The sequence below is a fragment of the Agrobacterium sp. 22-221-1 genome, from assembly GCF_053522445.1.
In genome coordinates, this window is record NZ_JBNWCL010000029.1 from 1 (window position 1) to 20,037 (window position 20,037).

Here is a 20,037-nt window from a genome sequence, read left to right on the forward strand (position 1 = left end):
TGCCCCCGTCGCTCACCGCGTTGGGGGAAGGTTCACATGGCTCAATTCTCAATGGAAATTATGCGCCTAACCGGCTCAGTTCCGCGTGGAAACCAACACCCTGATGCTCAGGTCGTAACCGGAAGCTTGCTGGATGAAGTGTGCTTCGGGCTGGAAAATCTTCTCGTGCCGGTGGACGAGATCGAGACCCGTGCGCTCGCCGCTCTTCGCAGAATGGGTTTGGCCGATAGCCGCGAGGAAGCGCTCCGCACTCCGACCGAGTTGTCCGGCGGTGGCCGGCAACGTCTTGCTATTGCCTGTGCGCTTGCTCTTGACCCGCCGGTGCTGGTGCTCGACGAACCGACCGCGAACCTTGATCCAGTCGCTTCGGCCGAGTTTTACGCTGCTCTCACAACCCTCAAGGACGCCTCGCGTGCGATTGTCCTGGTCGAACACGAACTCGATGACGCTCTCCAACTGGCCGATCGTGTCGTCGTGCTCGACGGCAACGGGACCATAATGCACGATGGCGCTCCTGCCGAAGTGCTCGGCGGGCATGCCCGCGATCTTTCTGAGCGCGGAATTTGGCTTCCAACCGCAACCGGCGTCGCTCTCCGTCTGGGTCTTGACGCCGATCCCAAACAGGAGTTGCCGCTGACAGTCAGCGAGCTTGCTCCGGCTCTCGATGCGGTCGAAGCGCCTGAGGGCACGATCGTATCGACTACCGATACGGGCAGATCGCGCGATCAGGTGCTTGCCCAGCAAGATGTCGCCATCGACGTTCACGCCGCCAGTGTGAGGCTTGGGGGCGTGACTGTGCTCCACGGCGTTGATCTTCGGATAATGTCCGGAGAGTTTCTTGCCATTGCCGGTGTCAACGGGGCTGGAAAGAGCACGCTCACGCGCGCGATCGCAGGTCTGGTTCCGCTCTCGTCTGGTTCGATCACGCTTGCCGGCACCCCGCTGACCGCCCTGGACGTCCGCCAGGTAGGTGATCGGATCGGCTATGTGTTCCAGAATCCCGAGCATCAGTTCCTCGCACGCACCGTCCGCGATGAACTCGCTTACGGCCTGCGCGTCCGGCGCCGTTGCAAACACGAAATCGACGATCGTGTCGATCGCATGCTCGGGCGTTTTGATCTGGCCCGCTATGCCGATGTGAATCCGTTTCTCCTCTCCCATGGAGAGAAGCGACGCCTTTCCGTCGCAACTGCTCTGATTACGGAGCCGAAAATTCTCATCCTGGACGAACCGACCTTCGGGCAGGATCAAGTCCGCGCGCGTGAAATCGTAAACATGATCTGCGAACTCAACGCTACGGGCATCACCATCATAATGATCACACACGATCTGCAGCTCATCGCGGATTATGCGGATCGTGTGGCGCTGCTTTCACAGGGGCGTCTCCTCGACGTGGGCGCGACAGGAGAAATCCTTTGCGACACCAGGCTGATTGAGCGCGCAGGCCTCCGTCCGCCACCGGTGCGCCGCATCGCGCTCGCACTCGCGCGAGAAAAACCTGAATGGCGGACGGTCTATCGCACCGGGCAGATCCGGGAAATCGTGCCATGAGCGACGGGCACAATACCGCAACCCATCGGGGCTGGCTGGCGACGATCAACCCAGTCGCCAAACTCGTCGCAGCGCTCCCGCCGCTCGCTCTACTCTTGTTCACCCGCGACATCGCCACACCTGCCGTCGTCGCAGGGTTCGTGCTTGTCGCTATTGTCTCTGGTGTCCCGCTGCGGCTTCGTACGTTGCTCGCCGGAGCCGCAGCGATACTGCTGGTCGGCGCCTGGACGACCCTTGTCTTCGCTCTGCTCACCCGATCCGATCTCGTCAAGGACTCGCCTATTATCATCGACGGGTGGATTACTTTGCGCGCGGCCGCCATGCATTCTGGCGCATCAACCGCCGTGCGCTTGGCGGCGATGATGATGTTAGCGCTGCTTGGCTCCTTCGGCACCACGACCGACCAGCTCGCAAGCGCACTGGTCCACCAATGCCGCATTCCCTATCGCTTTGCATACGGTTCGATCGCCGCAATGCGATTCGCACCCCGTTACCGTCAGGACCTCCTCACATTGCGCGCGGCTCAGCGGGCGCGCGGCATCATCGATTCTGCTTGTCCGGTCGGCTATTTTCTTCGCACAGGTCGATCGATCATTCCGCTGCTCGCGGCCGGTGCCCGCTACGCGACACGTCTCTCCCTTGCCATGGATGCACGCGGGTTCGGTGCCTTCAGCTCTCGTCGCGATCGTCAGCCGTCGGTGGTCCGTGCTCGCGACGTGATATTCGTCATGACGGTCTGGGCTGGCTTCGCGGCGGTCTTTGTCACAACTGGGATGCTCGGAATCCTATCCATAAGCGGAGATTTGCGCGATCCAAGCTAACGTACGGTCGAGTTTGCCTGATCCCAAGAGCGGCCCTCGGCGCCTTCATCCGGCAACCGAAACATCGCTATAGAGCCAGGCCCCGTTGTCGCCCAATCTGCCACGACACCGATCCGCCCTGCACAATACCGCTCACCTCACGGCCGAGTTGGCGGTCGATGACCGGCCGCCACGGGACAAGGGTGAACTCGTGGCTCTTCTCGACGAGCGCGAACTTGCCGCTCGATAGCTGGACGGTCCCGGTGAATTTGCCGCTGACGGTCTCGCCGTCGCTGGCGGCGCGGAACGGCAGGTTCTTCGTCGCAGCCATCTCGCCGCCGATGCGTCCGATCTCACGCGCGCGCAGCGTGGCGAGGAGATTGCGCCGATAGAGCGTGCCGCCGTTCAGGCCGAGCGTCGCATCGCCACGGTCGATATGATGCTCGCGGCGGCGGTCGATCGCCTGACGCACCTCAAGGCCGAAGCCGGTCGGCGCGAGGTCGGATATTTCCGCCGTCATGAGCCGCCGGTCGAGCCAGGTCGCGCCGTCCGCGCCGATCTGCTGTTCGAGCTGGGCGGCTGAGAGGACGCGGATGCTGGCCTGCCGGTTTCTGCCAGCATCATGGGCGGCGGTGCGGCTCTCGAAGCCCTCGGGGATACGCCATTGGTCGGCGTCGATGCGCTCGACGATTCCGGCGCGGCGCAACGCCTCCAGCCGGCGCACATGCGCATCGACATAGCCCTCATAGTCGCCGCCCGGCACGCGGCCCTCGAACATCGCCTGTTCGAGATGCCGGCTCGGCCGATAGATGCCGCCTTCGGCGATCGTCGCGATGGTGCGGTCGGACGGGCGGCTCGCGGTATCAGCCGGGCCGATCTCGACGACGCTGCCGATCCGGGCGTCGGCGACACGGGCCGGGTCGATGCCGGCGACATGATGCGTGCGGCCGTCGATCCCGTCGACCACGACGGTCAGGTTCTCGCCCAGCTCGTCGATCAGATATTTGTCGACGACGCGGCCGGTGATCGGGACTTCCGGCGCGGCGTCGTGAATCTGGAAGGTCATCGGGTCGCGCTCCATGCCGTCGGCCTTCAACGCTTTGTGCATGTTGCGGATGATGTCGCCGCGCTCGCCCAGCTCGCGCAGCGCCGGTTCCATCTTCTCGCCTAGTTCCCAGACGCCCGGCGCGTGCTCGGTGGCGAGGCCCATCTTCTCCAGCTTGGCGAGACGGCGAAGGCGCAGCGTCCGGTTGAACTGGCGCTTCGCGTCGGCGGGCTCATGGCGCAGGTCGAGGAACCGTTCATCAGCCTCCTCGGTCATGGCGCGGTCGATGCGGGTGAAACGATCTTGGTCGATTTCGGCCGAGAGCTTGCGGGTCTGCTCGATCTCGGTAACGAGGCCAAGCTCCAGCGTTGTCAGCTCGCTCGCCCGCTCTCGGATGCCGTTGGCGAGATAGTCGCCATTGATGACGAGGTTTTCGCCCAGCTCGTCCTTGCCGCGCACGATGACATGGACATGGGGATGGCCGGTGTTGTGGTGATTGACTGCGACCCAATCGAGCTTCGTGCCGAGATCGGTTTCGACCTGGCTCATCAGGTCGCGCGTATAGGCCGTGAGGTCGGACAGGTCCGCGCCGTCCTCGGGCGAGACGATGAAGCGGAACTGGTGGCGATCGTCCGCGCCGCGCTCGACGAAGGCCAGGCCGTCGGCGCGGTCCTCGGTCGCGGAATAGAGCTGTCCGCGCTCGCCATCGCGCGAGGTGCCGTCGCGCTGGATATAGCGCAAATGGGCAGCGGATTTCCCGTTCCTGCCCGCGCCCAGGACATAGCGGGTCTTGACGACGACGCGGCGCTGGCCGGGCGTGCTGTGCTTCCAGCCGCCCGACAAGGTGCGGGCGCGCACGAAGGCTGCGCCTCGTCCGCGCTTGAGACCCGGCGCGCTCGTCCGCGATGCCTTGCCGCCCTTGGCCGGCGACGACGATCGGGAGCGCGATGGCGATGACGCCGATGACCGCGACGGGCTGTTGCTCTGCTGGCGCGCGATCTTCTTCGCCTGCGTGAGAAAACTCTTGGCCTTGCCGAGCTTCGGCGTGTCTGCGCGGATGCGGCCGGGCTTGGGCCGGAAGCGGAATTCGTCGTCGGTGCTCAAGGATGCGCCTCCGGCCCGGAACGCGGAAAACTGTCCGATTTCGGGCTATGGTGCCGGTCGAAACCCTGCAAAGCCAAGGCTTTGCGCCGGCACGCGGCACGCGAGGTCCAAAACGAAGGTGCTGCCAGCGCCGCCCCAAAACAGTGTGCAGACAAGGGCTTGCCCAGAAACCGCCGCCCCATGGTGCCGGTTTCCTTTATCTTGCCCTCCACCCTTTCTTCCCTTCCTGCCCTGAGAACGGGGAATGCAGCCAAGCGCGACCCTGCCTGACTGCACACCGGAACAACCGCAAGCGGACGCGGGAACGCCATCCTCATGGAGTTCTCCCATCGTCGGCGCGCGCCACGAACATGTTGCCGTCACGCGGCTCCGTATCGCGGCGCTCGCGCACCGGAACGGTCGGGCGAGCGTCGCCTGATGTGCCGATAGTCTGCACCGGATCGGCGCTCCACCTGTCGCTCGCCCGCATTACGAAGAGCGGTGCATCGCGCCAATCGGGCGGCGGTGCGGATTGCTTCTCCGGCGTTCCGGCCGCGCTCGCGCCGCCGAGCGCTGGTGCGAGCGTGGCGACATAGGCGCGGGTCTCTGCCGGCAGCGGACGGCCCGTCGCGCGGTGCTCATCATAGCGGCCGGGACCAGCATTGTAGGCGGTGAGCATTGCCGCGACATTGCCGTAGCGGTCCCACATCTCGCGCAGATAGGCGGTGCCTGCGAAGATGTTGTCGCGGGGATCGTAGGGATCGTGGCCAAGCCGGTAGCGGACACGCAGGCCCGCCCAGGTATCGGTCATGACCTGCATGAGCCCGATCGCGCCCGCTGACGAGATCGCGCGCACGTCGCCCGCGCTTTCGGCGCGCAGCACGGCGCGAATCCAATGCTCGGGAATGCCGAAGCGCTGTGACGCCTCGGCAATGTAGCCGCCGTGCGGATCGGCGGCGACCGCGCGCGCAACCGGCGCGGATTGCGCGACTGTCGTCGCCGCTCCCGTGCCGAGCGCAAGTGCGCCAGCGAGCAGGATAGCGGCATAACGCCGTGTCCGCCTTTCTCCGCCGCACCACCAGCCTGCCAGCGTGCTCGCTACGGTCAAGAGTGCGCGCAAAGCGCCGGCCGGTGGCCGCCCTTGACCTCCGCTGTGCGCGCCGGCCGACTTGTGGTCGAACGGGACGAAGGAATGAGATGGCTTCCCCGCGAACAAAGGAATGAGGGCTTTGAACGCGATGATGGCACGGGACCGCATAGCCTTAGTCCCGCTCTTCGCGAGGTTTCGGGCGCGTCCAGTGCAGCGACCATGACGATCCGGCATCGTCGTCGCGGAACAAGTTGGCGCGGATCGGCTGCGGCAAGGCCGGATCGTCGAGCAGGACGGAGAGATATTCGCCGGCCTTCTCGCCGTTGCGCCTCCATGCCGCGCCGATCTCCGGGCCATCATCGGCTCCGTGATGGACGCGGTAGTCCGGCGCATTCTCCGCGTCCGAATGTTCGGCGGGGACGATGGTGATCTCGCGGTAGAGCGTGAGCGTGTGAACGCGCCCAGTGAAGCCGGATTCCTCGCGCGTGAATTGACCGATCTGCGGCATGGGTAGTCTCCTTTGCTGGTGGTTGTGGTTGGAAAATCAGCGCGTCGGCTTGCGCCAGACGAAGCAGCCGTCGCCTTCCTCATCGGTCCAGAGCGGCAGCGCGCGGCCGATGACGGAGCTTGCGGGGATGGGGCCGAAGTAGCGGCCGTCGAGGCTGTCAGGGACGTCCCAGTTCATGAGGAAGAGCTGACCGTCAGCGATGACGCGGCACCCCTGCCAGACGGGCAGAGCGCGGCCGATCCGGTCGTGGTCGAGCGCATCGCCCATCTCCACGCCATCGACCTTGATGGCGCGGCCGATGCGGCAAACCCGCTGGCCGGGAAGTCCGACGACCCACTTCAACAGCGGCACGCCGCGCCCGACATAGCCGCGACCGACCATGAATCCGGCGAGCGGTTCAGGCGGCCTGACAGCGACCAGCTCGGGCGCCTCGATCCGGTCGGCTTGCTCAATGGTGTAGAAGCCGATGGGTGCGCTCGGCGTGACGTTCCAGATGAGTTTCGTCGGCGTCTCGACGGCGCTGGTGGCGACGATGCCGGCCACGGCGAGCAGCGTAACGCCAAGGATGCGGCGGCGGCTCATGGGTCGATCCTCCGGCGACCGATCCACGCCGCATGGCGCTCGGGCGTGTAGGCGCCCGGTTCCAGACCGGCGGAAAGCCGGTTATGGACGTGCCGCCAGTGATCGGGCGAAGCGTCGGCCGGATCGAGGCCGAGCGCTTCCACCGCGTCGATGGTGGCGAGCGCCCGCTGAACCTTCGGCCAGCCGTCGAGCCGGAGTAGGATGTCGCCGCCAGGCCGGACGAAGGGCAGCGTCTGGAACGGCTCGCCGCGGCGGATGGCGCGCACGATGTCGATGCGCGAGATGATCGTGCCATGCTCGCCTGCCGCCCAGCGGACGAAGGCGAAGATGCCGTCGGGCGCGAAGCCGACGACGCTGCGGCGACGGTCGAGGATCTGTTCGTAGCTCTTGCGCCCAAACCTGATCCAGTGCTCGACCTTGCGTTTCTCGAAGGTCAGCTCGACCAGGGTGGTGAACGGTGCTGGCCCGTCCGGCAGCGGACGGCCATGCGCTCGGTGGGAGGCTCTGTCGCTCATGACCGGCCTCCATGGCGGTCATCGGCGGCAAGCATGTCGCGTAGCACGTCGGCGATGGAGCGGGCGGCACCGGCACCGGCACCACGCCTCGCGTGTGCGTGCGTCAAAGAAGAAGAGTTAGATCTTCTGTTAGACTCTAAGTTAGCAGCCAGATTCCGCGTTTCAGGCCATAGGCTTAGCTGCGGTCCTTGCGCCTGATGTGCCGATAGGGCTGCGCCCGATGTGCCGATACCGCGTGCGCCTGATGTGCCGATGGTATTCACAGGCGTTTCCACAGGCACTGTGGACAGGTTTTCGGGGCGGATGCGCAGCAGTTCGCGGCCGTGCTCCCGCTCGATCTCAAGGCGATAGCCGGGGAGCGGCTGGCGGGCGGCGATGCGGCGCAGATCGAGCGCGAAGTCGGAGACGCGGGCAAGACTGCCGGACTTCACATGGAGGTGCGCGACCTCGAACAGCCAGCCATGGCTCTGGTGGCCGGCGTGCTTGCGGGCGACGCGATAGAGCCAGCGCTCGATGCCGCCGGTCAGCCGGAAATAGCCCGGGTCGATGGTAAGGACGAGCGAGCGGTCGACGACGCTGTTGTAGAACCATTCGGGCAGGACAAATTCCATGCCCTCGACGCGGCCGGTGCGCGTCGTCATCTCCTCCCATTCGTTGATCCACGAGAATTGCCGGCGCCGCCAATGCGGGCCGTTGCGGATCGTGGTGGCGATGACGGTGGATTGCAGGCGCGCGAGCGCGGCCTTCAGCAGCACATATTGGCGGTTGCCGGTCGGCCGTCCGATGGCGCGCAGCAGATGATAGGGCGTGAAGCGGAAGAAGCGCGAGGTGCGCAGGCCGTCATTCTCGGCCGCGACGATCTGCGAGGCGGCCCATATCAGCACGTCGGCATCCCAGATGGTTGCCATGCCGTGTTCGGGCATGGCGAGCACCTGCACCTCGACATCGGCGGCCTTATAGAGAATCGGCTTGGTGCGCGGCGTCTTCGCAAGCGAGAAGAAGGGCCGCTCCATCAAGTCGCGCTGGTCGCGCGGGGCGGCATCGCCGGTCGCGACCACGAAGGGGTTGAGGTGGCTGCGCTCACTCGCATCGGTCGGCTGCGCGGGTCTATGATCGTCGTCGCGCAGCATTCAGCACTTACCCCGCTCTTCGGGCGTCAGCGGACGCGCAGGGAAAACCGTGCCGGCCGTCGTCTCGCGGGTGGATTTGCGGGTGCCGATCTCCGACCAGCTTTCGAGGTCGTGGACCGTGTAGAGGACGCGGCCGCCGATCTTGCGGTAGGTCGGGCCGGTCCCATAGGTCCGGTGCTTCTCGAGGGTGCGGATGGAAATGCCGAGGAAGCGGGCAGCTTCCTGCGTGCGCAAAAGTCGTGGCGGCAGGCCCGCCAAGGGGTTGGCCATGGATCACCTCTGGAGTTCGTCGTTAATGCGCGCCGCAGACAAAGCGGCGGGCTACGGCGAACCATGGCGAGGGATCGGCGGCGGGTAGCGTGCCGCATTTGCGCTCACGCGCTGGCGGCACCCCTCCGGCTGTTGTGGCTGGGATTGTCGTACGCTCACTCGGCGGACCTAGCCAGCGACGTTCGGCCCTGTGATCGGCCTGCTATTTTGGCGCGCCGACCTTCTTCAGTAATTCGCCGGGTTCGATCTCAAGGGCATCGGCAATCTGGCCAAGGACGGTGACGCTAGCAGATACGTCGCCACGCTCGATCGCACCGACATAGCGCATACTCAGGCCCGCCCGATCGGCGAGTTCTTCTTGCGTCAGCTTTTTATCATGACGTGCCCGACGCAGATTCCTCGCCATGACCTCCTTGAGATCCATGACCAGAGGGGAACCAGCATAGGAACGATCATTCTAGGAATGATCGTTCCTATTCGTATCAGACCATGCTATTCATCAGGTTGTCCTGAACTTGCTTCATTATGTCCGCGTTCTCGATGCAAAAGGCGGAATTCATGCGTGAACGGCCTCAGCTTGATCCCGATGTTGAAGATGAGGCTCCCGGCGGGTTAGACATCACGCCCTATGACGAACGGCACTTCGTCACTTACCTACGCCTGCTAGACGCCAGCCGGGACGGCGCCGACTGGCAAGAGGTCGCTCGCATCGTCCTGCACCGCGACCCCATAGCTGAGGAAGCGCGCAGTCGCCGTTGCTGGGAAAGCCATCTTGCCCGCGCGCAGTGGCTCTCAGGCTCAGGCTATCGGCGCATTCTGGAACAGGCGGTCGCACTGGCTGCGCGCGGTGGCGGGCAGGTGTAGGCTTATTTGCTCACAGCCTTGATGGGATAATGCAGGAGCAGCCGATAGCCGCCGCGCATCATCTTGATCCCGTGAGCGACGAGTCGACGGGCCTTGTTCTTGCGCGGATCGCCCTCGAAATCCTCTTTGGTGCCGCTGAACCCAAGCAAAACCTCGGCGACGGTGCGGTAGCTTTCGTCGCGCAAGCGCGCGTCGAGCGCACGCAGGGACAGAATGTGCCATTGCCGAAGCTGCTCCGGCAGCGCGCGAAAATCAGGACCGGGCGGTCGGCCTTTGAGGGAGCGCCAAAGCCTCCGGGCGGCGTGAGCGCGCAGATCGTAGAGGTCGTCCATCGGCAGGACTGTTCCATAGAAAGTCGCGGCGTCAGGAACGGCGTGGGGCAACCAGAATTGATGTGCTACGCCCTCGACCAGCCAGATGCCATGCCAGCCATCTGCGGCCTGGCGCAGATCGAGGCTGTCGAGATGCGCCAGCGTTATGATCGGCTCCGTTTCGCTGTCGTGATGCTGCACGGGAGAGAGCCATATGGCTTGCGGCTGAAGGCTTGGGCTCCAGAACAGGGATTGCCGATCCGATGGGGTTTCAGGATCCGTCGGAAAATCGCAGCCCCCAGCGTTGCACGAAGGCTTCCAACCGCTCCGGCTCTGGCTCGTGCGACGCGGTTATGGTCTGAAACTCGCGACGATACTCGTCATCGCGGCGAAGATATTCCCAGGCGAAACCGGCGGCGGGGATGCTCTTGGCAAATCTGTATGCCGCCGGAGAACGCCAGTCGATGCTTAGCATGGCGCTACCTCTCTACACCGGACACGCGTAAAGCAACGCCCAGACTGAGAATTTCAAGCATCGATTGAAATAACTGTAGCTGTGCTATCGAGATAACTAGATCGGCTAACGAGATCAATCTCTTGGTTATTTTCTTCTTAACAGTGCTTACGTGTTCCTGCGAGCCGGGCGGCGCGATTTTTTCCGCCCCTGTGATCGCCGGGAGAGGCAGGGCCGCCTGCGCGGCGCCCCTGTCGCGTTCGAGGTCAAAGCCCCTTCAAGCGCTGCATTCCCTCGGCAAGCGTCCAGAGCGCGCGGTTCAATCCGACATTCTGGTCGATGCCATTGATGGCGCGTGTCTGGCTGCGGCGGATGCGACCATCGCGGTCTGGCGGCGTCCGCTGATCCCGCCCCGGATGAGGTTTTCCTGAATGACGTTGAAGGTATGCCACAGGGTTTGCCCAACATCTTCGCGGCGGCGCGGGGCAATGATCTGGTCCGGGCGAACCGGGCTTTCGTCCTCGCCATAGCGGGCGACAAGGCTCGCCTCGGCCAACACGCGCTGCTCGTCGGACGATAGCCGCGTGTCTTTCATGCCTTCCGTGGCGTCAATCAGGCGCGGGAAATCCTCCGCCACGGTGTATACGCCGTCGATGATCTGATCCTGTATTCCGCCCTTATGGGGAACGCGGACTTCCTCGAACCGCTCGCCCGCGATCATGCTGTTGGTGCAAACGAAGCGGAGCACGCCCGCAAACATCTGATACGCGCTCGTTCCGTCATGCGAATTGACGATGACGCAATCCTTCTCGCGCGCGTGGAAAGCGCGCGGATTGCGGACGGCGGATGGCGTTACCTGATGAGGCATGACGGAGAAGAATAGAGAAGCCCCGATTTCGTATCGCCCGCCGGAGACCCTCCGAGAGGAGTTCCGGGTGCGCGTCGAAAAGTCGGGTCTCTCCGTCAATGCCTTCATCACGCAAGCCGTCTTCGCCAGCCCGCCGCCACGGCAGTCCCGCCGTCCTTCCGTCGCCACGCAGGACCTCGCGCGGCTCCTCGCGGAGGCCGCGGCGCTGCGGGCGCAGCTTCCCGGAGCGAGGGTGACGGACGGCTCCAGACGAAGCAGGAACGTCGCTGATTTCATAATATTTCTATGAAATCCAGGGACTGAAACGCAGGCCCTTCAAACAAGACTTGCCCTTCGGCAGGCAATTGAGGAATATGGCCAAAATGGCCATTTCGGGCAGATGATTCTTTGAAGACCATTTCGGCTAAAGACGCCAAATACGGCTTCGGGATGTTGATCGATACCGCCCGCGCGGAGCCGGTCACCGTGGAAAAACACGGCCGTCCGGTGGTCGTGGTCATCAGCGTCGAGGAGTACGCCCGGCTCTTGGCCGTGGAACTCTCGCAAAAGAACGGCGCGAAGAAAACGACTTGAAAGCCGAGGGGGAGATGGGGCGTACAACGAACGGAGCCGGAAAGAGAACCAAGGGTAATGCGCGCAATCGGCAAATCGCTGCGATCGATTTGTTCTGCGGCGTGGGCGGTCTGACGAAAGGCTTGGAGAAGTCGGGGATCGACGTCAAGCTCGGTGTCGATATCGATCCAGCGTGCGAATACCCATACGAGGCAAACAATGGTGCGGCGTTCCTTTTGAAATCTGTCGCCGATTTGGACGCCGACGATCTCGTTTCCAACGTCAAGGGCGCCGGATATACGCTTCTGGCGGGCTGCGCTCCTTGCCAGCCGTTTTCGTCATATCAGCAAAAGCTTGGCCCCTCGGACGAGCGTTGGCACTTGTTGGGGCATTTCGGGCGTCTGGCCAAAGAGCTCGATCCCGACTTCATCACGATGGAGAATGTGCCCAACTTGGCGCGGCAATCCGTCTTCAAGAAATTCGTAGCTCAACTCGAAGCGCTGGATTTTCACGTCACCTACGAAGTGGTGAACTGCGCCGAGTTCGGTGTGCCGCAGCAGCGGCAACGGCTGGTTTTGCTCGCCTCGAAGCTGGGGCCGATTGCGTTGCTCCGTACTAAGGCGAAACCCAAAACCGTGCGGCAAGCGATTGGCGACCTGCCGCCCATAGATGCCGGTGAGGCCTACGATTCCGATCCGCTCCATCAAGCGAGCGAACTCTCCGAGCTCAATATGCGTCGTATCCGCGCTTCCGTTCCGGGCGGAACTTGGCGCGATTGGAAAAAAGAGCTCGTCGCCGACTGCCATAAACGAGAAACGGGCAAAACGTACCCGAGCGTTTATGGGCGGATGAAGTGGGACGAGCCCGCGCCGACGATGACGACACAGTACTTCGGGTTCGGCAACGGCCGGTTCGGTCACCCCGAACAGGATCGCGCAATCTCTCTACGCGAGGGTGCGATATTACAGAGCTTTCCCAAGAGTTATAAATTCGTACGCAGCGGCGAGCCGATCTACTGCAAAACGATCGGCCGCCTGATCGGAAACGCGGTGCCCGTGAAGCTCGCCGAAGCTATCGGGAAATCGATCGTGGCCCACGTCGAGTCACACTCCGGACCACAAAAGAGGGCAGCCTGAATGAGCGCCACAGTGGAGGCGCGGCCCTCCGGAGGGTCGACGATGATACGCGCCGTTCCCGAACCCGGCCAACTCGTCGAGGTGCGGCGGCGCCATTGGATGGTAGCCGACGCGCAAGCGGCGGATACGCGTGGTGACGGCACCCCGCCTCAACATCGCGTCACTTTGTCCTCGGTGAACGAAGACAACCTCGCCGAAGAAATAGACGTTATCTGGGAGATCGAACCGGGTGCCCACATCGTCGAAAGAGCGGGCCTTCCCGAGATAACCGGACGGGACGACACCGAGAGGCTCGAAGCGTTTCTCGATGCCGTGCGATGGGGCGCCGCGACCAATGCCGACAGGAGCTTCCTGCAGGCTCCGTTCCGCAGCGGCGTGAGCATCGAAGATTTTCAGCTCGACCCGTTGGTGCGCGCTATCGATATGGCCCGCGCCAACCTACTGATCGCCGACGACGTCGGCCTCGGCAAGACCATCGAAGCCGGACTGGTCATTCAAGAATTACTTCTGCGGCACCGCGCGCGTACGGCGCTCGTCGTTTGCCCCGCATCGCTTCAGGAAAAATGGCGCGTCGAGATGCTCGAAAAGTTCGGGCTCGAATTCAAGATCGTCGACACGGAATACGTCAAAGAGTTGCGACGTGCGCGGGGCATCCACGCCAATCCCTGGACGTCGTTTCCACGCCTGATCGTTTCGGTCGATTGGGTAAAGGCCGGTGAACCGATGAGGATGCTGAGAGACATCCTCCCGGTGCGTGCGGGTTATCCGCGCAAATTCGATATTCTCGTCATCGACGAAGCTCACAACGTCGCGCCGGCAGGCTCGGCACACTACATGCTCGAAAGCCAGCGCACGAGATTCGTGCGCCAGATTGCGCCTCACTTTCAGCACCGGTTGTTTCTTACGGCGACGCCGCACAACGGGTATACGGAATCCTTCACCTCGCTTCTGGAGCTTCTCGACGATCAGCGCTTTTCGCGAAACATATTGCCGGACGACAAGCAGCTCTCCCAGGTGATGATCCGCCGTTTGAAGACCGATCTCGTCGACAAAGACGGCAAGCCGCTCTATCCCAAAAGAACCCTCCAGGCATTGTCGATCCCGTTCACCGCTGACGAGCGCGAGATTCACAAGACGCTTGATGCTTACTGTACCAGTCGTGAGAAGACGTCGCGCGAGACAGGTGCCACAGGCACCAAATTCGTCAACACCCTACTGAAAAAGCGGCTGTTTTCGTCGCCGGCCGCATTCGCATCCACGCTCGAAAGACATTATGCAACGTTGACTGCCGGCAAAAGTAAAACCGTCGACGATGGGATGAGCGATCGCATATTGCGAAAAGCTATCCTCAAGGCAGAGGAAGATTACGCCGACGACGGACAGGTCGAGGCGGCACAAACCGAGGCGGTCGAAGAAGCGAGCAAGCGCAGCGCGCCGCTCACCGAAGAAGAAAAGCGCCTGGTCTCGCGTATGAGGGATTGGGCGCAGAAAGCGGCCAATCGAACGGACACGAAGGCCAGAGCGATCGTCGATTGGATCGAATCCAACTTGAAGTCGAATGGAGAGTGGAACGACCGGCGCGTCATCCTCTTCACCGAATATCGGACCACGCATCAGTGGCTGCACCAGATACTCGCTACGAGCGGGTACGGCGGCGACCGCCTCTCGATCATTCATGGCGGAATGGTTCAAGACGAGCGCGAAAGGGTCAAAGCGGCGTTCCAGACCAATCCGAAAGACGCGGCGGTGCGGATCTTGCTCGCTACCGACGCCGCGTCCGAAGGCATCGACCTTCAGAACTATTGCAATTGCCTCATTCACATCGAGATTCCCTACAATCCCAACGTCATGGAACAGCGCAACGGCCGGATAGACCGTCACGGCCAGAAGTATGACGAAGTTCTGATTTGGCATCCGGTCGACGGTGGCGCGGCGAGCGGCGATACGCTCGGCGGCCACCGAGATGATATCATCCGCGCGCTGACGAAACTCGAAGCGATGCGCGAGGACATGGGTAGCGTAAACCCGGTAATCGCGCCTCAGATGGCCGGGTTGATCGAAGGGACGAGACGCGAGCTCGATACTCGTGAAGCAGAAGCGCGCTCTGCGAAGGCAAAGCGCTTCGTGCGCGCCGAGCGTCAATTGAAAGAGCGTATCGCACGGTTGCACGATCGCCTTCTCGAAACGTCCCGCGATTTTCATCTGACGCCCGAGCGCATCTGCGCCGCCGTCAAGACGGGTTTGGCTCTCGAAAAGAAGCCCCCCTTGATCCCCGCCGAGTTGAGCGGAGCGCCGAGCGGTACGGTGTTCGAAATGCCGGCGCTCACCGGATCGTGGTCCCGCTGCGTCGAAGGACTGCGCCACCCCCACACAGGAAAAACGCGTCCGATTACATTCGACCATGCTGTCGCCAAAGGCCGTGACGACGTCGTTCTGATCCACCTCAATCATCGCCTGGTGCAGATGTGTCTTCGGCTCATGCGTGCGGAAATGTGGGCGCAGAGTGACGTCAAGAAACTGAACCGAATAGACATTCGAGGATTGCCGAAGTCCGATCTCGACGACATCGCCGTCGTCGTCGTCTCGCGGCTTGTCGTCACCGGCGGAAATCACCACCGTCTGCATGAGGAACTCACCGTATCGGGCGGTTTTCTGAAAGACGGATCGTTCGTGCGCGAGACCCGCGTCACGCAGGTCGATGCCTGGCTCGAAAAGGCGGTCGGCATCCGATCGGACGACCGGCTCTTCGAAGGCTTGCAGCGGCGCTTCGAGAAGCACAGAGACTCGGTTCAGCAAGCTGTCGAGGCGCGATCGCGCGATCGCTTGCGTAATCTCGAAAGCACCTTGGAAAACCGGCAGAAGCACGAAGCGAGCAATATCGCGGCGGTGCTGGACGAGCTCGCACGCGCGATCAAGGACGAGTTAAAAAAAGAGCGGGAGCCGCAACAGCTTTCGTTCTGGTCCGAAGATGATCGGACTCAGTTGAAGCGCGACATCGAGGCATTAAAATCACGCCTCGCCCGTATTCCCGAGGAAAAGGAACAGGAGATCGAAGCGATAGAGCGACGCTTTGCCGGTTATCAGGTGAAGACATTCCCCGCGGCCGTGATTTTCCTCGTTCCCGATGGCCATGCGTGGAGGGCTGCGAAATGAGTGATTTCGGGCAACACGCCGAGTGGCTTTCATTGATCGAAGTCTCCGGCCCTTTTCTGGCGGAGCCGGTTCTCAAAGACGCGTTCCCGCAAGGCCTAGACGGACTCGACGGTGGCAAGAAGAAGCTCATACGCCAGGCCTACGACGAGTGGCGCGAGGCCATAGATATCGAAGATCCCGACGCTCTCAAAATCCATCGGGCCTGGATCGAACTCGTTTTGCGTCAGGGGCTGGAGCTCGACGAAGACGGCCTGGGCGATGTCCTGAAGAGCACCGACCACATTCCCGACATCAGACGCGAACTGCCCGAACATGGCATCACCTTGACGCCGGATTTCGCGGTCGTCGACGGTCAAAGTGCCTCGCCCCTGATGTTGATAGCCGTCTACGAGCCGCAGGTCGCTTTGGGTGACGCGTTCAAGCAAGGCACCTGGTCGGCGAGTCCCGGGGAGCGGATGGTCGAACTGTGCCGTGCGACCGGCGTTCGGCTAGGTCTCGTGACGAACGGTGAGCAATGGATGCTCGTCGACGCGCCGGTAGGAGCGGTCACGACATTCGCGAGTTGGTATGGACGCTTGTGGTCGCAGGAGCCGCTCACACTTCAAGCTTTCGTTAGCTTGTTGGGAATCAGGCGTTTTTTTGTCGAGAGCAGCGCGCAACTGCCGGCTTTGTTCGACAATTCTCTCAAATATCAGGACGAAGTGACCGACGCCCTCGGTGAGCAGGTCAGGCGTGCGGTGGAAGTGCTGATCCAAGCGCTCGATCGCGCTCATGTTGACAGCAACCGGACTTTGCTCGAAGGCGTAGAGCCGACCGAACTTTACGAAGCCGGTCTCACCGTCATGATGCGTATCGTGTTCCTGCTCTCGGCAGAGGAACGCGGTCTTCTGCTCTTGGGCGACGAGCTGTACGAGGCGAACTACGCTGTCTCGACGCTGCGATTGCAGCTTCGCGCGGAGTCGGAAGAGATATTGGAACGGCGTTGGGATGCGTGGTCCCGATTGCTGTCGCTTTTTCGCGCCGTCTTCGGCGGGATCGATCACGAAGCACTGCGGCTTCCAGCCTTGGGCGGGTCGCTCTTCGATCCCGACCGTTTTCCGTTCCTGGAAGGGCGACCGCGAGGTTCGCGCTGGAAGGTCGATATGTCGCGGCCGCTGCCGATCGACAACCGAACCGTCTTGCTGCTGCTCGAAGCCGTTCAGCTTTTTCGGGGGCGAACCCTTTCGTACATGGCGCTCGACGTCGAGCAGATCGGCTATGTTTATGAAGGCTTGCTCGAAAGAACTGTTGTTCGTGCCACAGATGTTACTCTTGATCTCGACGCTACTAAGGATGCAAAAAATCCTTGGGTCACGCTGCCAGAGATCGAAGACGCAGCGGCACTGGGACGTGACGCTCTCGAAAAGCTGTTAAAGGAGCGCACAGAGAGTTCGCCAAGCCGCGTTCGAAACGACCTCGACAGGCCGATAGATGATGATGCTGCCGAGAAGCTTCTGACTGCTTGCCACGCCGATCGCGCGCTGCGAGATCGGGTAAAGCCTTATTTTCACCTATTGCGTACCGACCCTTGGGGATATCCGCTTGCTTACCCGAAGGGCACATTCATGGTGGCGAGCGGTTCGGATCGGCGAGAGAGCGGTACACACTATACCCCGAAGTCCTTTACCGAAGCGATTGTCAGAAATACCCTTGAACCGCTGGTATACTTCGGGCCTTCGGAAGGTAAGCCACGCGACGAATGGGAACTCAGAACGCCTGCCGAGCTATTGGACTTGAAAGTTTGCGATCCAGCAATGGGTTCGGGCGCGTTCCTCGTGCAGGTATGCCGCTATCTTTCAGAACGTTTGACGGACGCTTGGACTGATGCAGAACGCCTCGGGCAAGCAATTACGGCCGAAGGCGAGGTTGTTGATGAGTTAGGAGCAGAAGAGCCGCTGCGTCCCAACAATGAAGAGAGACTCTTTACTGCGCGCACGCTAATCGCTGAACGTTGTTTGTACGGCGTAGATATGAACCCTTTAGCGGTCGAGCTTGCCAAGCTATCTATTTGGCTCGTTACCCTGGCAAAAGGACGACCGTTTGGATTCCTGGATCACAATTTGCGATCTGGCGATAGTTTGCTCGGTATCACGAAGCTGGAGCAGCTTTCGTACCTTGAGTTCGGTCCGAACGAACTGAGTACCAGGAAACTTTTTGCATCCAAAATCGACGAGGCAGTGGAGAATGCGCTTGAGCTTAGGACAGAACTCAGACGTCAGCCCATTCGCGACATTCGTGACGTCGAAGCGATGGCGCTTTTGGATGATGCTGCACGCAGGGCGTTGGTTTTGCCGGAGCTCGCGGCTGACGCATTAACCGGCGCAGTTTTTGCCACAGGTGGGCGACCAAAAAGCGGAGCCGATCTGTCGATCTCTGTAGGAGCGGCTTTGGACGGAGGTGATGCCACCAGCCTGGCAGAAAGTGCCGACAAAGCTCTCGCGAAGGATTTACCGACCGGGGGTAAACAGCGCCGCCCTTTCCATTGGCCACTTGAGTTCCCTGAGGTGTTCGCTCGAAACAATGGCGGCTTTGACGCAGTGGTCGGAAACCCACCGTTCGTTGGCGGGCAGCTGCTGTCGGGCAACTTTGGCGCAGCGTACAAAGACTATCTCGTTAATTTTATAGCTTATCAGGAAAAAGCCTCGGTCGATCTCGTGGTTTTTTTCTTCCTCCATGCTTACCGGCTGGTCAGGGCCAACGGTTATGTGGGACTTCTTGCACGCCGATCCATATCGGAAGGAAAAAATAGAGAGGCGGGTCTGTCTCAATTGCTTGCGGCCGGGGGGGCGATATTCCGAGCTGAGACAAATATAGTTTGGCCGGGCAAGGCCTCCGTCATCGTCCATCAGATTCACCTGTCGAAATCGCCGTGGCATGGCACGACAACTCTTAACGGATGTTCCGAGTCAGCGATCTACGCCGACTTGAGCGCCGATGCCTTTTGGGAAGCGCGGAAGATCACCGAGAATTTAGGACGTATATTCCAAGGAACGATCCTAAATGGCGAAGGCTTCAAGGTCGATGAATCTGTAGCTAGAATTTGGCTTCAGTCAAACCCTCGCTACAAGGATGTATTGTTACCCTTTATCGGCGGAAACGAGGTGAACAAAGATCCACTTTACCGTCCGCCCTCTCACGTAATCAGCTTTTGGGATTGGCCTGAGGAACGCGCGCGTGAATTTACTGAAGCGTTCGATCAAGTTGAGGAGAAGGTTCGGCCAGTAAGGCAGCGTCGCAAAGCTAACGGTTCTTATGTGCTTGGGAATCCCTTGCCCCAACGGTGGTGGCAGTATGAAAAGGCTCGCCCCGCATTGTACCATGCGATTGGCCGAGGTCACACATTCAGCAATCATCCGGTGGGATGGGTAAATTCTCTCCAAGCCTTAGAGCGTGTCCTAGTGATTTCGACCGGCGTGACGAAGTACCCAGCCTTCACGTTTCTTCCTTCTAATTTGATGTATTCGAACAAACTCTGTGTTCTCGCCGATATGCGATACGAAATGTTTGGGATGCTTTCATCAGATGCGCACGGATTGTGGGCATGGGCGCAGAAAACCTCCCTCGGCGCAGATTTATACAGTTTGGTGTACGCACACGGCAATATTTTCGAAACATTTCCTTTCCCTACCGGCTTTTTGGAACATGGAAATGAGGCGCTAGAAGAAGTCGGCAAGGCGTTCTTTGACGCTCGACAGGCTTACATGGAGCGCTGGGGTAAGGGACTCACAAAATTTTACAATGAATTTCATGATCCGTCGAAGCAGACGGCCGAACTGGCAGAAATAAGAGAAATTCACTCTAAGCTTAACAAGAGTGTTTTTGACCTATTTGAGTGGTTCGACTTGAATCCAGAATGCTCCTTCTGCGAGGTGGACTATCTTCCCAGTGGAAGCAACGTTCGCTTTACGCTCGACGGAGCGATGGCCTTACAGGTCCGTCGCCGATTGTCCGCCCTCAACAAGCGGCGGCATGAGTCCGGCCAGTCCTTCGAGAACACGCCTGCCGGCCAGGCGACAGATTCGATAGAGGTGCTCGCCGAGGACGATCTTTTCTCGCTTCAAAACAATCGCATGCAGGAATCGTAAC

The 20,037-nt window shown here is 61.2% G+C and carries 18 protein-coding genes and 1 pseudogene; 8 read left to right on the forward strand and 11 right to left on the reverse strand.

Going from position 1 to position 20,037, the window contains the following annotated elements; genetic code table 11:
* Window positions 1-36 precede the first annotated feature (36 nt).
* Both ACQZ5N_RS25500 and ACQZ5N_RS25505 read left to right on the forward strand, forming a co-directional pair.
* The gene (locus tag ACQZ5N_RS25500) at window positions 37-1,551 is read left to right on the forward strand and encodes an ABC transporter ATP-binding protein (protein ID WP_448734466.1); all 1,515 of its coding nucleotides are present in this window, start codon (window positions 37-39) and stop codon (window positions 1,549-1,551) included.
* On the forward strand, window positions 1,548-2,372 hold the full coding sequence (locus ACQZ5N_RS25505) for an energy-coupling factor transporter transmembrane component T family protein (RefSeq protein WP_448734467.1): 825 nt from the start codon (window positions 1,548-1,550) through the stop codon (window positions 2,370-2,372). The genes ACQZ5N_RS25500 and ACQZ5N_RS25505 overlap by 4 nt, the downstream gene beginning before the upstream one ends.
* A 67-nt stretch (window positions 2,373-2,439) precedes the next feature.
* Here ACQZ5N_RS25505 and ACQZ5N_RS25510 read toward each other — a convergent pair whose 3' ends face one another.
* The 8 genes from ACQZ5N_RS25510 to ACQZ5N_RS25545 all read right to left on the reverse strand — a co-directional run bounded on the left by ACQZ5N_RS25510 (window position 2,440) and on the right by ACQZ5N_RS25545 (window position 8,998).
* Complete coding sequence (locus ACQZ5N_RS25510) at window positions 2,440-3,945, reverse strand: DUF3363 domain-containing protein (protein ID WP_448734490.1); 1,506 nt, start codon at window positions 3,943-3,945, stop codon at window positions 2,440-2,442.
* Window positions 3,946-4,813: 868 nt separating this feature from the next.
* Complete coding sequence (locus ACQZ5N_RS25515; protein WP_448734468.1) at window positions 4,814-5,737, reverse strand: lytic transglycosylase domain-containing protein; 924 nt, start codon at window positions 5,735-5,737, stop codon at window positions 4,814-4,816.
* 4 nt (window positions 5,738-5,741) lie between these two features.
* On the reverse strand, window positions 5,742-6,077 hold the full coding sequence (locus ACQZ5N_RS25520; protein ID WP_448734469.1) for a DUF736 domain-containing protein: 336 nt from the start codon (window positions 6,075-6,077) through the stop codon (window positions 5,742-5,744).
* Between the two features lie 36 nt (window positions 6,078-6,113).
* A complete protein-coding gene (locus ACQZ5N_RS25525; RefSeq protein ID WP_448734491.1) occupies window positions 6,114-6,659 on the reverse strand; it encodes a S26 family signal peptidase in 546 nt (181 codons plus the stop codon).
* A complete protein-coding gene (locus tag ACQZ5N_RS25530) occupies window positions 6,656-7,174 on the reverse strand; it encodes a DUF2840 domain-containing protein (RefSeq protein WP_448734470.1) in 519 nt (172 codons plus the stop codon). The genes ACQZ5N_RS25525 and ACQZ5N_RS25530 overlap by 4 nt, the downstream gene beginning before the upstream one ends.
* Window positions 7,171-8,304, reverse strand: a complete 1,134-nt coding sequence (locus tag ACQZ5N_RS25535) for a replication initiator protein A (protein ID WP_448734471.1) — start codon at window positions 8,302-8,304, stop codon at window positions 7,171-7,173. Before ACQZ5N_RS25535 ends, ACQZ5N_RS25530 begins: the two co-directional genes overlap by 4 nt.
* Entirely contained in the window at window positions 8,305-8,574 is a 270-nt protein-coding gene (locus ACQZ5N_RS25540; RefSeq protein ID WP_067182956.1) for a helix-turn-helix transcriptional regulator, read from the reverse strand.
* Window positions 8,575-8,776: 202 nt separating this feature from the next.
* On the reverse strand, window positions 8,777-8,998 hold the full coding sequence (locus ACQZ5N_RS25545; RefSeq protein ID WP_092715099.1) for a helix-turn-helix domain-containing protein: 222 nt from the start codon (window positions 8,996-8,998) through the stop codon (window positions 8,777-8,779).
* A 134-nt stretch (window positions 8,999-9,132) separates the two neighbouring features.
* Between ACQZ5N_RS25545 and ACQZ5N_RS25550 the strand changes: the two genes are divergently transcribed.
* Entirely contained in the window at window positions 9,133-9,438 is a 306-nt protein-coding gene (locus ACQZ5N_RS25550) for a DNA -binding domain-containing protein (RefSeq protein ID WP_448734492.1), read from the forward strand.
* 2 nt (window positions 9,439-9,440) lie between these two features.
* Here ACQZ5N_RS25550 and ACQZ5N_RS25555 read toward each other — a convergent pair whose 3' ends face one another.
* The 3 genes and pseudogenes from ACQZ5N_RS25555 to ACQZ5N_RS25565 form a co-directional block, all read right to left on the reverse strand.
* Window positions 9,441-9,950 carry a DUF2285 domain-containing protein gene (locus tag ACQZ5N_RS25555; protein ID WP_448734472.1) on the reverse strand — a complete coding sequence of 170 codons (510 nt, stop codon included), beginning with the start codon at window positions 9,948-9,950 and terminating at the stop codon, window positions 9,441-9,443.
* Between the two features lie 70 nt (window positions 9,951-10,020).
* Window positions 10,021-10,224, reverse strand: a complete 204-nt coding sequence (locus ACQZ5N_RS25560; RefSeq protein ID WP_448734473.1) for a transcriptional regulator domain-containing protein — start codon at window positions 10,222-10,224, stop codon at window positions 10,021-10,023.
* Window positions 10,225-10,469: 245 nt separating this feature from the next.
* Window positions 10,470-11,008 (reverse strand): annotated as a pseudogene (locus tag ACQZ5N_RS25565) (DUF932 domain-containing protein); the annotation flags it as partial.
* 130 nt (window positions 11,009-11,138) lie between these two features.
* Between ACQZ5N_RS25565 and ACQZ5N_RS25570 the strand changes: the two are divergent.
* The 5 genes from ACQZ5N_RS25570 (at window position 11,139) to ACQZ5N_RS25590 (ending at window position 20,036) form a co-directional block, all read left to right on the forward strand.
* Window positions 11,139-11,360 carry a hypothetical protein gene (locus ACQZ5N_RS25570; RefSeq protein WP_448734474.1) on the forward strand — a complete coding sequence of 74 codons (222 nt, stop codon included), beginning with the start codon at window positions 11,139-11,141 and terminating at the stop codon, window positions 11,358-11,360.
* 98 nt (window positions 11,361-11,458) lie between these two features.
* Entirely contained in the window at window positions 11,459-11,644 is a 186-nt protein-coding gene (locus ACQZ5N_RS25575) for a type II toxin-antitoxin system Phd/YefM family antitoxin (protein WP_448734475.1), read from the forward strand.
* Window positions 11,641-12,759: a DNA cytosine methyltransferase gene (locus ACQZ5N_RS25580; protein WP_448734476.1), complete on the forward strand. Its 1,119-nt coding sequence runs from the start codon at window positions 11,641-11,643 to the stop codon at window positions 12,757-12,759. Before ACQZ5N_RS25575 ends, ACQZ5N_RS25580 begins: the two co-directional genes overlap by 4 nt.
* On the forward strand, window positions 12,760-15,912 hold the full coding sequence (drmD, locus tag ACQZ5N_RS25585; RefSeq protein WP_448734477.1) for a DISARM system SNF2-like helicase DrmD: 3,153 nt from the start codon (window positions 12,760-12,762) through the stop codon (window positions 15,910-15,912).
* Entirely contained in the window at window positions 15,909-20,036 is a 4,128-nt protein-coding gene (locus ACQZ5N_RS25590) for an Eco57I restriction-modification methylase domain-containing protein (RefSeq protein WP_448734478.1), read from the forward strand. Before drmD ends, ACQZ5N_RS25590 begins: the two co-directional genes overlap by 4 nt.
* The last annotated feature ends 1 nt before the right edge of the window (window position 20,037 follow it).